At 60.1% G+C, this 15,087-nt stretch carries 10 protein-coding genes, 1 pseudogene and 1 CRISPR repeat array; of the genes and pseudogenes, 5 read left to right on the top strand and 6 right to left on the bottom strand.

The features are described 5' to 3' along the window. Window positions 1–10: 10 nt before the first annotated feature. Window positions 11–307 (bottom strand): hypothetical protein, encoded by a 297-nt coding sequence (locus tag SFUM_RS14725; protein ID WP_011699681.1) that lies wholly within the window; start codon window positions 305–307, stop codon window positions 11–13. A 241-nt stretch (window positions 308–548) separates the two neighbouring features. Next, window positions 549–2,582, bottom strand: coding sequence for an MASE3 domain-containing protein (locus tag SFUM_RS21920; protein ID WP_167321354.1), 2,034 nt, complete (start codon window positions 2,580–2,582; stop codon window positions 549–551). 311 nt (window positions 2,583–2,893) lie between these two features. Between SFUM_RS21920 and SFUM_RS14705 the strand changes: the two genes are divergently transcribed. The 5 genes from SFUM_RS14705 to istB all read left to right on the top strand — a co-directional run bounded on the left by SFUM_RS14705 (window position 2,894) and on the right by istB (window position 7,350). After that, the gene (locus SFUM_RS14705; RefSeq protein ID WP_011699679.1) at window positions 2,894–3,334 is read left to right on the top strand and encodes an acyl-CoA thioesterase; all 441 of its coding nucleotides are present in this window, start codon (window positions 2,894–2,896) and stop codon (window positions 3,332–3,334) included. A gap of 322 nt (window positions 3,335–3,656) precedes the next feature. Next, on the top strand, window positions 3,657–3,878 hold the full coding sequence (locus SFUM_RS14695) for a hypothetical protein (protein WP_041440652.1): 222 nt from the start codon (window positions 3,657–3,659) through the stop codon (window positions 3,876–3,878). Window positions 3,879–3,972: 94 nt separating this feature from the next. Next, window positions 3,973–4,737: an SAM-dependent methyltransferase gene (locus tag SFUM_RS14690; protein WP_011699677.1), complete on the top strand. Its 765-nt coding sequence runs from the start codon at window positions 3,973–3,975 to the stop codon at window positions 4,735–4,737. Window positions 4,738–5,323: 586 nt separating this feature from the next. Then, a complete protein-coding gene (gene istA / locus SFUM_RS14685) occupies window positions 5,324–6,574 on the top strand; it encodes an IS21 family transposase (protein WP_041439521.1) in 1,251 nt (416 codons plus the stop codon). Then, entirely contained in the window at window positions 6,571–7,350 is a 780-nt protein-coding gene (gene istB / locus SFUM_RS14680) for an IS21-like element helper ATPase IstB (protein ID WP_011697013.1), read from the top strand. The genes istA and istB overlap by 4 nt, the downstream gene beginning before the upstream one ends. Before the next feature lie 306 nt (window positions 7,351–7,656). After that, window positions 7,657–12,508: a CRISPR direct-repeat array (repeat unit 29 nt; unit sequence CGGTTCATCCCCACCCGCGTGGGGAACAC). A gap of 49 nt (window positions 12,509–12,557) precedes the next feature. On the opposite strand, the gene cas2e is transcribed toward istB, so the two are convergent. The 4 genes and pseudogenes from cas2e to cas5e form a co-directional block, all read right to left on the bottom strand. Next, window positions 12,558–12,920: a type I-E CRISPR-associated endoribonuclease Cas2e gene (cas2e, locus tag SFUM_RS14675; RefSeq protein ID WP_011699676.1), complete on the bottom strand. Its 363-nt coding sequence runs from the start codon at window positions 12,918–12,920 to the stop codon at window positions 12,558–12,560. Further along, complete coding sequence (gene cas1e, locus SFUM_RS14670) at window positions 12,901–13,821, bottom strand: type I-E CRISPR-associated endonuclease Cas1e (protein ID WP_011699675.1); 921 nt, start codon at window positions 13,819–13,821, stop codon at window positions 12,901–12,903. The genes cas2e and cas1e overlap by 20 nt, the downstream gene beginning before the upstream one ends. A gap of 2 nt (window positions 13,822–13,823) precedes the next feature. After that, a complete protein-coding gene (gene cas6e / locus SFUM_RS21915) occupies window positions 13,824–14,432 on the bottom strand; it encodes a type I-E CRISPR-associated protein Cas6/Cse3/CasE (RefSeq protein WP_011699674.1) in 609 nt (202 codons plus the stop codon). Continuing rightward, window positions 14,432–15,072: pseudogene (cas5e, locus tag SFUM_RS14660) on the bottom strand (type I-E CRISPR-associated protein Cas5/CasD). The gene cas6e and the pseudogene cas5e overlap by 1 nt, the downstream one beginning before the upstream one ends. Window positions 15,073–15,087 lie beyond the last annotated feature (15 nt).

The raw sequence follows: 15,087 nt of genomic DNA, 5'->3' as shown, positions 1-15,087 counted from the left end.
CATCCCTTCATCAGTGCTTGGGATGGTACACCGCCGGTCCGAGCTCATCGAAAGCAAAGCTATGGAACACATGGTGCCCGTCGATGTCCATCACGCGCAGATCGTCCGACTGTGACAGATCACCGAGGATCACCGAAAAACGGGTTCCGTACTGTTTCTTGACCTTCTCCACCGAGACTTCGTGAGCGATGAACTTGGCGATTCCCCGCGCGTTCAGCCTCTCGATGAACCCCGCGTCCTCCAGGGATTCAAAGGTGGTGAGGACAAGGATCGGACCGCTTCCCGTAAAAATCATTGCCGCTTTCATCAGTTTCCCTCCCTTTCAGTGCCCTGGCGCCTCGACGGCACCACACCGCCCCCCGATCGGGGCACTCTGCCTCCGTTCTCTGGGAAAACCTCGGTTCGAAGTGCATTGGAAGGGGAATGTGACGAATATGCCCGCTGTTGGCACGAGAAAGGAACTTGATCTTCGTCTATGAAAAAAAACTAATGACGGCGACCGGACCTGTCAATCCGAAGCGCTGACGCCGCCGGCCGCTTCCCGCGATTCACGGGGCGGAGCGGACCGACCTGGCGGGAAGGGTCACGATGAAGGTGGAGCCCCGCCCGGGCGTGCTGTTTGCCGTGAGGGTGCCGCCATGCCGTTCCATGATCTTTCTGCAGATGGCCAGGCCCATTCCCGTGCCTTCATAGGCGTCCCGCCCGTGCAGACGCTGAAAAGGCGCGAAGATGCGGTCGAGATATTTCTCATCGAACCCGATACCGTTGTCCTCCACCAGGACCTGATACCACGAAGGTCCGCCCGATCCGGTCCCGCCCGGCGTCGGGGCGGCCTTCTTCCCGCGGATCCCGACGAAGGGCGCTTCCGTTCCATGGTACTTCAAGGCGTTGGAGATGAGGTTCTGAAAAAGCTGGCGCATTTGGTTCGAATCCGCCTGGATGATCGGCAGCCGCTCGACTTCGATGCGCACGCCGTTCTCCGCGATGGAGGTCTCCAGGTCGCTCAAAATTTCCTTGATCAGAACGTTCAGGTCCACGGTGGAGAAAGTCTCCGCCTTCGTGGTCACGCGCGAATAGTTGAGGAGCGATTCGATCAGGTTCTGCATGCGGAACGCCGCCTTGCGCATCCGGGCCAGGTAATCGCGGCCGTCCTCGTCGAGCCGCTCGCCGAACCGGCTGTGCAATCGGTCGCCGAACGCCATGACCTTGCGCAACGGCTCCTTCAGATCGTGGGAAGCGATGAAGGCGAATTCCTGCAATTCCCTGTTGCTCCGTTCGAGCTCTTCCTCGATGCGTCTGCGCGCCGAGATGTCGTTGCCGATACACAGGATCTCCGCGATGCGGCCGTTCCCGTCGCGAATCGCCTTGTTCGTCCAGGCCACCCACACCCGCTCGCCGTTTCTGCGCATGTTTTCATATTCGTTGCTCGAATACACTTCCGGGTCGGACAACATGCGGCGCATCATCGAGGCGAGGTCTCGACCGGAGGTCTCCGTTTCCGGCACGATCGTTCCCACGGCCTGCCTGCCGAGGATTTCGCCTTCGCGGAAACCGAAAAAGTTCTGGGCGAATTCATTGAAGAAGAGAATCTTCCCCTGTGCGTCCAGGCGCAGGATAATGCTGTTGGCATGCTCCACGAGCTCCCGGTACTTGAGCTCGCTTCGGCGCAGGGCCGCCTCGGCCTGCTTGCGCTCAACAACTTCCGATGCCAGCGCCTCATTGGCTTCACTGAGCTCGGCGGTGCGGGCGCGCACTTTGTTTTCGAGCTGGTCGTTGGCGGCGCGCAGGGCCGCTTCACCGAGTTTCAGATCCCGAAACAGCAGGTTGTAGGGTTTCACGAGGCCGGTCTCGACAATGGCCTTGTAGGTCAGCGTAAACGAGATGATCTTGAAGAAGTGACCGGTCAGGTTGGAAAGGTCGTAGACGCCGACGTAGAAGGTGAAGGCCAGCTCGCAGACAATGGCCGCAGCGATGGACCCCACGAGCAGCCGCAGGACTCCGGGGTCGAAAAACCGCCGCTGTCGCAGCAGCAGCACGATGGCCGCGGCCAGGGTGAGGCAGATGATGTATTCGCTCGCCTTCTTGAACGGCGTCAGGCCAACCCCCTCGACGTAGCATACGGGGAAGACGTTCGCGGGAAAGATGGCGAACAGCAGGATTCCCGTGGCGGCGAGGAACCATCCGAAGACGCGCCCCGCGTCGATCCGCCTGGTCATCAGAGTCGGCGCGACGAGCAGGGCGATGCTTTCCATGTAGCGGGAGGCGATCCACAATTGCGTGGGAGTGTCGGCCGAATCGCCCGGGAACACTCCCATGCCCTTGTAGGAGAGCATGTGCAGCGTGTCCAGCGTGCCCACGAACAGATAGGCGATGCCGATAAGGAGAAGATAGCCGTTGTTCAGGAAATGGCGGGAGTTCCAGGCGACGACGAAAATCGAGCAGGCGATCACGACACTGAACATTTCCGCCAGGCTGTGAAACAGCAGGTAATTGAACCGGCTCACCACAAACAGCGCCGCAAGGATCAGCAGGCTTGCGACCACCGCTGCGAGCCTTCGTTGCCGTACGAATTGTCCTTCCATGCGAGCCTGTCGAGCGTCAACGGGGTTCATGAAAAAAGCCGGATGCCGGGGCCTCCGCCCGCCCGTGTCCGCCGGACACGCCGGCACGTCCAGGCCGTTTCGATCGTGCGGTTGCACCTGGGCCGTGCGACCCCTGCGTCCACCGCGCATGCCGGCACGGCGGGTCGGGCACTTCGGGGCAGCCTAACACAGGTTGAATCTCATTTCAATGAATGGTATCGATGGGATGGCGGCGTGCGTGCGTTCCCCGGGCGGCCGGGGGAAGGTGCCGGCATCGTCGATCACATCATCTGCGAAAGAGGAAGCATCGAATGGAAGCCTTGCTGAAGGATTTTCCCGTGGTTGCGGAGATTGAGACGGCGTGGGGTGAAATGGACGCCATGCGGCACCTGAACAACGTGGTGTATTTCCGGTACTTCGAGACCGCCCGGGTCCGGTACGCCGAGCGGGCGGGGATGTGGGACCACATGGAGAAGACCGGCATCGGGCCGATCCTCCACTCCACCCGCTGCCGCTACAAGATCCCGCTCACCTATCCCGACACGGTTTACGTGGGAACCCGCGTGGTCAAAATGGAAAAGGACCGGGTGGTCATGGACTACACCCTGGTGAGCGGCCGTCTGCGGAAGGTCGCGGCCACGGGAGAAGCGGTGATCGTCTCCATCGACTACCGGAGCGGCAGGAAGGTTCCCCTCCCCGAGGAATGGCGCCGCCGCATCCTCGAAATCGAAGGCCCCGCCCTGCCGGGTTGAGAAGCGGGAGGGGGGCGGCGCGCGATCGAGAACGGACGACGCGAAAAACCGGCGCTGCCCCGCGCCGGGGTGGAATTGAACGCCGTCCCGGTGCTCAACGTCTTTCGACATCAAAGATCAGTTCGGACGACGCTCTCCCGCACGACTTCGCCGACTGTGCGCATGCCCCGGGGTCATGTCCGCCCTTTTTCGTCCCGAGGGGCTGGAGCAGGTTGCGGACCTGCCTGACGTCGACTCGAATCCCGGCCGTCGCCGGCGGATGCCCTTTGACTTTTCCGGCGGACATGCGTAGGCTGCGGCCATGATATGCGACGACCGACACATGGAACTTGCCCGGAAAACCGGGCCCCCCGACCCGGGATACAACGCCGCGATCGGCAACGGGATCGTTGCGCTCATGGACGCATGGCGTTACGAGGATGTTGCAGCGCGCCTGCACGAGCTCACCAACCCGAGCATGCGCAACGATCTTGAAAACATGATGGCGTTCGGTCTCCGCTGCTGTTTCTTGCCGCGCCCCGATGAAGTTTTCAAGAAGACTTGAAGCGTGTCACTCGGGCTCCATCAACCGGAGCAGACCCGTCCTCGGCTCCAAATCCAAATGCGACCGGACCGGCATTGATAAAGGAGGTATACGCATGGACATGTGGAAGTTCTTTAACATCACGCATCGGGAGCACATTATCTGCAATCCGATGAATCTTGAGAAACTCGAGCAGCTTATTGCGCTTCTGCCTCTGAAACCTGGGGCACGCGTGCTTGATATCGCCACGGGAAAGGGCGAGTTTCTCATCAGGCTTGCAGAGCGGTACCGACAAATGACGGGGACAGGAGTTGATTTGTCTCCCCACTGCATTGCCGATGCCTGCACGAAGCATCAAGAGCGTGTTCCGGATGCCCGACTCCAATTCTTGGAGCTGGACGGCGCCAAGTATGTCCCCGAAACCATGGAGAGCTTTGATCTGATAGCCTGCATCGGTGCGAGTTGGATTTACGGCGGGCATCGAGGGACGTTGAACGCGCTGCGGAAGATGGCAGCCCCGGAAAGTTGGATCGTTGTGGGAGAGCCGTACTGGCGGCATGAACCGGAAGGAGAGTATTTGGAAGCGATCGGAGTGGCACGGAACGACTTCGGAACACATTATCAGAATGTGGAGGTCGGGCGAGAGTGCGGATTGGAGGCGGTCTACACACTCGTAAGCAGCCAGGATGACTGGGATAGATATGAAGGGTTGCAGTGGTATGCTGCGGAAACCTGGGCGAGTGATCATCGGGACGATCCGGATGTGGAGACCGTGCTGAAGCGAGTGCATGAGAGTAAGAGAGCGTATCTGAGGTGGGGACGAGAAGCGCTGGGGTGGGCGATTTATGTGTTCAGAAAGGGGGGTGCGGCACATTTCTAGTTGGCTGACGCGCCTTGCTTGGCATGCCCATGACGAGCCGGATGAGAAAAGAGGCGTTACCGCCTCCGAACAAGCCGTTCCACCGGATCGGCGGGAAAAGGCGTCCGTTTCCCGGTGAACTTCACCTTGTACCCCATGAACTCAACCGAGCTGAAGTTCCCCCGCATCAAAAAAGTATTTAAGTAATTTAAATATGTTACATCATCACGAACACGTTGTGGCACTACCGGATCATTTTTTCGAGTGATTGGAGCTCGCGAATGGTCGGAGGAAGCGCCACCCCGACTGCCTGAAAGATTTTGCCGCAGGTTCCCCGGCACTGGCTGCGTACGGCAAGTCGTTTGCCGTTCGGGTCAAGGATTGTGACCTGCAAGGCATCGAACACTCAAGCCTGTAAGGACGGCTCATCCCCACCCGCGTGGGGAACACCTCTTGCTCATCAAAAACAGGTATTCATGTGTCAGCACGAATGCAAAAATTACCCCCTATACGAATTGAAAATTTACCCCCCTGAACTCAAAAGGGGGTAACGATGCGAAGAAAAACGTTACGTTTCCTCTCAAGGAAAGCCTTGGGAGGAAGACACATGGTCAAGCGCGAACTTTGGTATGAGGTCCAGAGCCGGTTCAAGTTGAAGGAATCGAAGAAATCGATTGCCCGATCCCTGGAATTGAGTGTGCAAACGGTCCGAAGCGTTCTCAAGCAGAAGGCGGCTCCGAGCTACCGCCGGGGGCCGGGGAAGCGCACGCTGTTGTCCCCTTTCGAGGACCACATCCACAGGCGACTGGCGGCACTCGGCTACTGCTCCCGGGCGATTTACGAAGAGCTGGTGGAACAGGGGTACACCGGTTGTTACGACACGGTAAGACGCTTTGTTCAGCCTTTGCGCAAGGAAGCGCAGACAAAAGCCACGATGCGTTTTGAAACCCCGCCCGGACGGCAGGCGCAGGTGGACTGGGGGCAATGTTGGACCCTCATTTCGGGTAAGAGAATCAAGGTCCATCTGTTCGTCATGACCCTTGGCTACAGCCGGCGTCTTTTTGCGAAGGCGACCTGGGATGAGAGGCTTGCAACGTTTTTGGCTTGTCACGAGGAAGCGTTCGAGCACTTTGGGGGCGCCGCCCATGAGCTCGTCTACGATAACGCCAAAACGGTCGTGGTCTCGCGCGACGTCGAGGGACGAAACGTGAAGTGGAATGCGACCTTCTGGGACTTCAGCACCTACTACGGTTTCCGGGCCTGGGCCCATCGCCCCTACCGGGCTCAAACCAAGGGCAAGGTGGAATCGGGCGTGCGCTATGTCAAGCGTTTCGTGAGAGGCAAGGCCTTCGAATCCATGGCTCATCTGAACACGCTCCTTGGCCGGTGGCTGGCAACGGTTGCCGATCTGAGGATTCACGGCACAACCCATCAGCGTCCCATCGATCTTTTCGAGCAGGAACGGACTTTGCTCCTGCCCACCGGGGCCAAGCCCCCTTACCAGGTCCGGGAACGTGCCGTGCGCTATGTGGCCCGGGACTGCATGGTAAGCTTTGAAACCAACCGCTATTCGGTGCCGCTGCGGTTTGTGGGAAAACCGGTCGAGGTTCAGTGCGCAAACGATCGCATTCTGATTTTCCACGAGGGGAGTCTCATCGTGAGCCATCCTTGTTGCACGGGCAAACACCAGTCCCTGGTGGACCGGGAGCACTACACCGGGATCTTCTACGGCATCGAGCTTCCCTCGGTGCGCATGCTCGCCTTCGACCACGCTCTTCCCCTTTGCAGCCGGGAGGAGGTGGAAGTTCGAGACCTTGCCTTCTACGAGCGCCTCGCGCAGGAAGGAGGTGCCTCATGAGCAGCACGCAACTCGTTCGCATTCAGGAACGCCTCAAGCATCTCAAACTCTACCGGATCAACGAACAACTCGAGAGTCGGCTGGAAGAAGCTTCCCGGGGCAACGTGAGTTACGGCGACTTTCTCGATCAACTCCTCGACGAGGAGGTTTCGGCCAAGAAGGAGAAGAACATTTCCATGCGGACCTCGATGGCCCGGTTCCCCTTCGTCAAGACCCTGGAGAGCTTCGACTTCGCCTTCCAACCCTCCATCGACAAGAAACGGATCAATGAACTGGCCGCCTGTCGTTTCATTGCCAACGGCGAAAACGTCATCCTGCTGGGACCGCCGGGCGTGGGCAAAACTCACCTGGCCGTGGCCCTCGGGATCAAGGCGGTGACCGAGGGATACCGTACCCATTTCACCCAGGCGATGCCCCTGGTCGCCTCCCTGACCAAGGCCTATGCGGAAAACCGCATCGAGGAGCGGCTCAAATTCTACTGCCAACCCAAACTGCTCATCATCGACGAAATCGGCTATATCCCCATTGACCGGCATGGAGCCCATCTGTTCTTTCAGCTCATTTCTCGGCGCTATGAGCGCGGCGCGCTGATCGTCACCTCCAATCGCAGCTTCGGCCAGTGGAATGAAATCTTCGGCGACACGGTGATCGCCACCGCCATCCTGGACCGCATCCTGCATCATTCCACAACGGTCAACATCAAAGGCAACTCGTACCGGCTCAAAGAAAAGGTCAAAGCCGGACTTCTTCAAAGCCCCGAACTGGAGCAAACGTGACACGGGCTGCGCCGAGCGCCTCGACTCACGCGGAACCTCCGACTCGCTCCGCGGCTGCGCTGCCGTCGTCTTGCGGGATCGAAGCGGCACTCCCGCAGGAGGGCCACTTTCTCGATCCCGGACGCCGCCGCGCCTCCGCTTCCCTCAAGTCGGTTTCCACGCTGCGTCGGCGCTCCGCTCCGCCCTTCATTTCTCAACCAAAATCAAAGGGGCCTGTTCCCAAAGTCAGTCACCAAAACCGAGGGGGGGGTAAAAATTCAATTCGTAAAAAGGGTAAATTTTCAATTCGTATTGACATTCATGGGCCGGTTCATCCCCACCCGCGTGGGGAACACCTCGTAGGTGATGACGCGAGGGTCATCGATGTGCGGTTCATCCCCACCCGCGTGGGGAACACGGTTATCCCTTTCTCGGACGTCCGCGCCGGGGCGGTTCATCCCCACCCGCGTGGGGAACACTCGACGGTCAGGTACTTTTCGGTGACAAGTCCCGGTTCATCCCCACCCGCGTGGGGAACACTGGTCCGGAAGTGGTCCGGTCTCGATTATTTTCGGTTCATCCCCACCCGCGTGGGGAACACTTTCCCCTGGACGTGCTGGGTGCATGTTTCACACGGTTCATCCCCACCCGCGTGGGGAACACCCGGAGATACTCGAGAATGGCGTTTTCGATCTCGGTTCATCCCCACCCGCGTGGGGAACACCGAAGCGATTTTGACGCTGGGCGGATATGATGCGGTTCATCCCCACCCGCGTGGGGAACACAGCAGCGCATACGATAGGACAGCAGCGGCTCTCGGTTCATCCCCACCCGCGTGGGGAACACGTCCCGGAACGAATCCGGGGACAAAACCAACCCGGTTCATCCCCACCCGCGTGGGGAACACGTCCCGGAACGAATCCGGGGACAAAACCAACCCGGTTCATCCCCACCCGCGTGGGGAACACTTCGCCTCCAAATCGCTCAGTTGCTGCTTTTTCGGTTCATCCCCACCCGCGTGGGGAACACGCCTGGAGGGCATGGCGCAAAAAGCGGCGCAACGGTTCATCCCCACCCGCGTGGGGAACACTACGGCACGTGGCCTGGGAGCTCGCCGGGCCGCGGTTCATCCCCACCCGCGTGGGGAACACCCGGAATCCCTGGACTTGATCGGCCACGGGGTCGGTTCATCCCCACCCGCGTGGGGAACACCGGGAGCACTGCCGGGACGAATGCGATATCCCCGGTTCATCCCCACCCGCGTGGGGAACACGCCCTTCCAGGGTTTCCGCCAGGGAATGACGCCGGTTCATCCCCACCCGCGTGGGGAACACAGCAATTTCTCGCGTCCAGTCCAGAGGACGCACGGTTCATCCCCACCCGCGTGGGGAACACAGTTCCGAGGGGAAGGTGCTCCGGGAGAGCGGCGGTTCATCCCCACCCGCGTGGGGAACACTTCATTGGGTTTGCCATCCACCACGTCCGAGCCGGTTCATCCCCACCCGCGTGGGGAACACCCGGAATCCCTGCACCTGGTCGGCCACGGGGTCGGTTCATCCCCACCCGCGTGGGGAACACACTTCGTACTGCTCACGCATGGTGCCGGTGAGCGGTTCATCCCCACCCGCGTGGGGAACACATTTCAATCCAAGATATTCAATGATTGCCTTTCGGTTCATCCCCACCCGCGTGGGGAACACTGAGACCTGCTCCTCAAAATAGGCGTCGATGGCGGTTCATCCCCACCCGCGTGGGGAACACTTGCCGCCGGTTACCGGGTCCGCCGTGCAATCCGGTTCATCCCCACCCGCGTGGGGAACACGGGTCACCTTCGCCCAGGACGCCCCCTCAAACCCGGTTCATCCCCACCCGCGTGGGGAACACCACGCGATCAGCCATTGTCCACCTCCTCTGCGCGGTTCATCCCCACCCGCGTGGGGAACACTGCAGTGCCACGAGGTCGCGCACGTATTCGGGCGGTTCATCCCCACCCGCGTGGGGAACACCCGCTCCTGGTAGATCTGGATGCCAGCCATGACGGTTCATCCCCACCCGCGTGGGGAACACAGATGGATCTGAAGTCGAGGAACTATACAGTCCGGTTCATCCCCACCCGCGTGGGGAACACAGATGGATCTGAAGTCGAGGAACTATACAGTCCGGTTCATCCCCACCCGCGTGGGGAACACAAGAGAAGAATGATTATTAGCGACGTAATGGACGGTTCATCCCCACCCGCGTGGGGAACACCCGGCGACGCCAATTTGAACCCCGACGGCATCCGGTTCATCCCCACCCGCGTGGGGAACACTCTTGTTCCGCAGGTCGTCACATCGCGGATTACGGTTCATCCCCACCCGCGTGGGGAACACTACCCGACAATCCGCCCCTGGTGATAGACGGGCGGTTCATCCCCACCCGCGTGGGGAACACTCAAGCCGACCAGGGCTATCTATTTTACTCGTCGGTTCATCCCCACCCGCGTGGGGAACACCACTTCTCCTCCAGGTAGTGCTGATAGGACAGCGGTTCATCCCCACCCGCGTGGGGAACACCCCGAAGCAGCAGACCATATATACCAAGGCGTCGGTTCATCCCCACCCGCGTGGGGAACACTTGTGGTGGCGGTTGGGGTGGCAGCGAACAATCGGTTCATCCCCACCCGCGTGGGGAACACCCCGAAGCAGCAGACCATATATACCAAGGCGTCGGTTCATCCCCACCCGCGTGGGGAACACTTGTGGTGGCGGTTGGGGTGGCAGCGAACAATCGGTTCATCCCCACCCGCGTGGGGAACACCCATCATAACAGCACATCTGGGTTGTTTGTTCCGGTTCATCCCCACCCGCGTGGGGAACACTCGGAATTATTGATTCATCCCCGGAACGGCAACGGTTCATCCCCACCCGCGTGGGGAACACCGAAAGCCACTCAACGGAATGTTTTGGATGAACGGTTCATCCCCACCCGCGTGGGGAACACTGCCGGGGTTGCTTCCAGGCCAAATCGCTCGACGGTTCATCCCCACCCGCGTGGGGAACACTGCTCGGCCTGGTCTCTGATTGCGCGCAGGAGCGGTTCATCCCCACCCGCGTGGGGAACACACCCACAACCCCGGGTTCCCCTGGGACGTGGTCGGTTCATCCCCACCCGCGTGGGGAACACCACGGTAAGGACTTTCCCCGTGAATTGATGATCGGTTCATCCCCACCCGCGTGGGGAACACACCGGCGATCTTTGCCTCCATATCGCCAAGCACGGTTCATCCCCACCCGCGTGGGGAACACGCATATCTCGGAACGGTGCGGATGAAATCCGGCGGTTCATCCCCACCCGCGTGGGGAACACTTCGCCCACAGGTCATAGGGCACACGGTCTTTCGGTTCATCCCCACCCGCGTGGGGAACACGATCCTCCTACTGTTGGTTTTTGTAGTTCGCCCGGTTCATCCCCACCCGCGTGGGGAACACAGCGCCTGCCCGTAGGCAATGAAATAACACTGCGGTTCATCCCCACCCGCGTGGGGAACACACCGGCGATCTTTGCCTCCATATCGCCAAGCACGGTTCATCCCCACCCGCGTGGGGAACACACCGAAGGGGATATTGTTGGCTGGCCGACCGTCGGTTCATCCCCACCCGCGTGGGGAACACAGCCGCAGCTTCGGATTCAATGGAATGACGAACGGTTCATCCCCACCCGCGTGGGGAACACGTTTCCCGGAGAAGAGACAGTGGACAGCCCAACGGTTCATCCCCACCCGCGTGGGGAACACCTTCTTAGTTGTGCCCCTTGCCGGGGCGTTCTCGGTTCATCCCCACCCGCGTGGGGAACACACATCCACGTCGTTAATACGGTCGTAGCCATACGGTTCATCCCCACCCGCGTGGGGAACACCTGGGTGCCCTTCCTGATGGGGCATCCTGTCCCGGTTCATCCCCACCCGCGTGGGGAACACTCGTGGCGTTCCGTTGCGCCGGGCCGGGGAGCCGGTTCATCCCCACCCGCGTGGGGAACACTCGTGTTCGGCGTCAAACCATGGCTGAGGGATCGGTTCATCCCCACCCGCGTGGGGAACACGTACCGCCACCACGAGGGACGTTCTCAAGGATCGGTTCATCCCCACCCGCGTGGGGAACACCCGGGAAGATTTTCCGTGCCCCGGACGGCCGCCGGTTCATCCCCACCCGCGTGGGGAACACCCGGAAACTGGCCGGGGTGTCTGGGAGGTTCCCGGTTCATCCCCACCCGCGTGGGGAACACGATAGAATCAAAAAGATGCGGTTCACATTGGCTGGTTCATCCCCACCCGCGTGGGGAACACCCGGCAGAAGGTTCTGCTCTTCATCCTGTCCACGGTTCATCCCCACCCGCGTGGGGAACACCCTCGCTGGTTGATACCTGCGTGCTCATCGGACGGTTCATCCCCACCCGCGTGGGGAACACTCCTCGATTTTCGCGGGGTCCGGGGAATAGCTCGGTTCATCCCCACCCGCGTGGGGAACACCGTGGAAAATATTTGCTCAACTGGTTAAACTGCGGTTCATCCCCACCCGCGTGGGGAACACCTCGCAAGGCAACTCGAATATGCCGAACGAAACGGTTCATCCCCACCCGCGTGGGGAACACTTTACCGTCGTCGCCCACTTCAGCCTCCACAACGGTTCATCCCCACCCGCGTGGGGAACACACCGGACCAGACCACACCCCACCGAACCAGACCGGTTCATCCCCACCCGCGTGGGGAACACTTGAGTGGACATAGCCATGGACCGACAGGAAGCGGTTCATCCCCACCCGCGTGGGGAACACTGAGACATTCAAGCTAAAGGGGTGTGAGTCGTCGGTTCATCCCCACCCGCGTGGGGAACACGCACTTCCGATGCGGCCCGGATGAGCTCCGGCCGGTTCATCCCCACCCGCGTGGGGAACACGACGTCAGCGTCATTAATCCGGTCGTAGCCGTACGGTTCATCCCCACCCGCGTGGGGAACACTCTCACTTGCTCCCCCCCTTGCGTTGATATGCCGGTTCATCCCCACCCGCGTGGGGAACACTCACTTTCAATGAGGAGATAAACGCGAATGGCCGGTTCATCCCCACCCGCGTGGGGAACACGAGGACGTTGACAAGTGGATGGCAGGAAGGAACGGTTCATCCCCACCCGCGTGGGGAACACACTTCTTCCAACACTTTGATATGACGTTTATTTTCGAGCACGCAGACACTTACCAGCTGTCGTTGCCATTTGGATGGCCTTCGCTGAGCTCGCGATTTGTGGCAGAAATGGCACATTTTTGTTCCTCTGTCTCATTTGACGGAAGGAATGAGACAAGCTTTATCCCTTCCAGTTCGCATGGCACGCGTCTGTTCTGCCCGAAGGTCAAGAAGTCGAAACCGCTCTCGCTGTTCGTGCTCCAAGCCATAACAGCGTTTCCTTCGGTTATTCCGAGCTCGACCTGCTTCCAGATCATCTCTCTCACACGCCTGGAGTAGTCTCCAACATACACTCCCGCACGGATTTCGAGCAGCCAGACGGCCAATCTTCCCCGCAAACGTGCAGGAGCGTTTTCAACCACGATGACCAGCATCGCCTGATTGCTCCTTGTTCGGGATAGCCGGCGGTACGGAATCTTCCGGCGGATCGGGGCGATTCAGCCCGCCTGCGTTCAAAATGGTTTCAATGGTGGGGATGATGCGCGTAAGAAGCTGGCTTTTCCTGAAAGCGTCTCGACATGCAATGCGAACCGCTCTCTCCGGTTCGCCCGACCTTTGGGCCGCAACTTTGAATGCAACGGGCACGACCGTCTCGAATTTGAAGATGTCCGCAATATCATAGACGAAGGAAAGCGGCTTTCCCGTATGAATGAAGCCCACCGCCGGGGCGTACCCTGCCGCCAGGACGGCCGCCTCCGCCACTCCGTAGAGACAAGCCGTGGCAGCGCTCAGGCAACGGTTGGCCGTGTCCCCGCTGCCCCACTCATCGGGATCGTATTTCCTGCCATGCCACGGTACCCCGTACTGCTTGGCGAAAAGCTTATAGAGATTCTTCACACGGCTCCCTTCGATGGCCCTCAGTTGCTCGATGCTCCGGTGTGCAGGCGGTTCCTCGCCAAACCTCACGGCATACATTTTTCTGACGACTTTCAGACGCGCCGTATCATCAAGCGCGAGCCGCGCCTGGTAGAGCAGACGGTCGGCGCGTGCGCCGCCCGGCTGTCCGGAGGCATAGAGCCGGACCCCCGCCTCTCCCACCCAGATGAGAAGGCATCCCACCCTTGAGGCAAGCACCGCTGCAGCGTGGGAAACCCGTGTTCCGGGCTCGAGCATGAGGCAGGCAACGCCTCCGACCGGGATATGGGTTCTTACGCCGTTCTTGTCCACAACCACGAAGGCTCCGTCCAAAACGTCCAGGTTGCCTTTTTCAAGAAAGAGGACAGAAACACGAGCCTTTATGGGAATCGGCCTGAGGGGCGGCAACTGCGACTGCATGATCACACTCTCGCAAGAGAAAGAAGTCCGCAACCGAAGGCCTTGGCAGGGCCTATGCCACAGCAGAGAGCGTTTTGCACCAGATGTGGCTCCGACACGGTGAGAATGCCTTCGAAACGTGCGGTCTTGATGTTGATACGCTGAGGGTGGCCGCTCCCTTCCTTGTGCCCCGTCACGTAACCTTCATCAAGGGCAAGGACTGAGCGAAATTGCAGGCCGAGTGCCGGCTCTTTCCTTCGAAGCCACTCTTCCAGCGTTTCGTCCCGGATTAGACCGTAGCGCTTTCCATTACGCTTGACGGCAGGATTGGCCCGCAGGCGGAAACGGTACGAGTGCCCTGCACGAAGGGCAGGGGAGAATACTTTCGTGCGCATGTCGATGACGCATGGGTGGCGTTCGGTGAAAAGCTCCCAACTCGGGGAGCCATCGCTTTGCACCATGATTCTGACGATCCGGTCGTCGTTCTCCGGCTCTACCCTGAACAGAACCCGGAGCCCATCTCCGCATCGTGTGAAGCCCGACATGATTCCCTTGTGAAGCAGGTAGATATCCGACAGAAGTCGCATTGTGCCCCGGTGAAGCCGGTCCAGGCTCAGAAGCGATAGGTACATTATTGCCCTCCTTTGCCGGTCCATCGAAAAACATCCAGGTACTCGGTAACGACAAACCTGTCGTGAAAAACGCGCTGTCCGAGTGCGAAGCTCATTGGTTGATCCCGCCTGATTTCATGGGTAGGGGAAGCCGATTCCAGGACAAACCGGGTCCGTTCGACCCGACGGCCGCTCTCGACTCTTTTTCGTCGTGCTGCAAGCTCTTCGACGGAAATGAGAGGGGTGAAACTGGCAAGAGCGCTCATCAGCTCTGCGCCTTCGAGGAGTCCGTTCTTGATGTATGGCGGTATCGAAGGCACGTAAGACTTCCGACCCAAAAAGACGGGCCACCTGGGATGTGCCAATGAGGCATGGAGACGGTGGAGGAGCATGAAGTCGCCCTCCAATCCGACCAGGAATGCAGCGTCGGAAAGGAAGTAACGGTTTGAGACGAGGTCTCCCACGGAGCCTCCGCCGGCGACAATGACATTCTGGGCTGTCTGGAAGTCCTTTCGCAGCAGACCCTCCCTGTCGACTCTGACACCCATTCTCAGCGCGGCAAGGTCCCCGCGGCGCAGAGCAGGCCGACCACCCCGCTCTTGCTCGGCTCCCGCTCCGTGTCGCGCTCCTGGAAGCGGCTGCGTGTCCCCCATGCCTGCATCGGCCCGACGCAAGC

The organism is Syntrophobacter fumaroxidans MPOB, from assembly GCF_000014965.1.
In the GTDB taxonomy this organism is placed as follows: Bacteria; Desulfobacterota; Syntrophobacteria; order Syntrophobacterales; family Syntrophobacteraceae; genus Syntrophobacter; species Syntrophobacter fumaroxidans.
This window is presented reverse-complemented; position numbering and strand designations above follow the sequence as displayed.

What these genes read in the sequence shown, in the direction of transcription:
- SFUM_RS14725 (WP_011699681.1), bottom strand. Translation starts at nt 307, where the DNA reads ATGAAAGCGGCAATGATTTTTACGGGAAGCGGTCCGATCCTTGTCCTC.
- SFUM_RS21920 (WP_167321354.1), bottom strand. Translation starts at nt 2,582, where the DNA reads ATGGAAGGACAATTCGTACGGCAACGAAGGCTCGCAGCGGTGGTCGCA.
- SFUM_RS14705 (WP_011699679.1), top strand. Translation starts at nt 2,894, where the DNA reads ATGGAAGCCTTGCTGAAGGATTTTCCCGTGGTTGCGGAGATTGAGACG.
- SFUM_RS14695 (WP_041440652.1), top strand. Translation starts at nt 3,657, where the DNA reads ATGGAACTTGCCCGGAAAACCGGGCCCCCCGACCCGGGATACAACGCC.
- SFUM_RS14690 (WP_011699677.1), top strand. Translation starts at nt 3,973, where the DNA reads ATGGACATGTGGAAGTTCTTTAACATCACGCATCGGGAGCACATTATC.
- istA (WP_041439521.1), top strand. Translation starts at nt 5,324, where the DNA reads ATGGTCAAGCGCGAACTTTGGTATGAGGTCCAGAGCCGGTTCAAGTTG.
- istB (WP_011697013.1), top strand. Translation starts at nt 6,571, where the DNA reads ATGAGCAGCACGCAACTCGTTCGCATTCAGGAACGCCTCAAGCATCTC.
- cas2e (WP_011699676.1), bottom strand. Translation starts at nt 12,920, where the DNA reads ATGCTGGTCATCGTGGTTGAAAACGCTCCTGCACGTTTGCGGGGAAGA.
- cas1e (WP_011699675.1), bottom strand. Translation starts at nt 13,821, where the DNA reads ATGCAGTCGCAGTTGCCGCCCCTCAGGCCGATTCCCATAAAGGCTCGT.
- cas6e (WP_011699674.1), bottom strand. Translation starts at nt 14,432, where the DNA reads ATGTACCTATCGCTTCTGAGCCTGGACCGGCTTCACCGGGGCACAATG.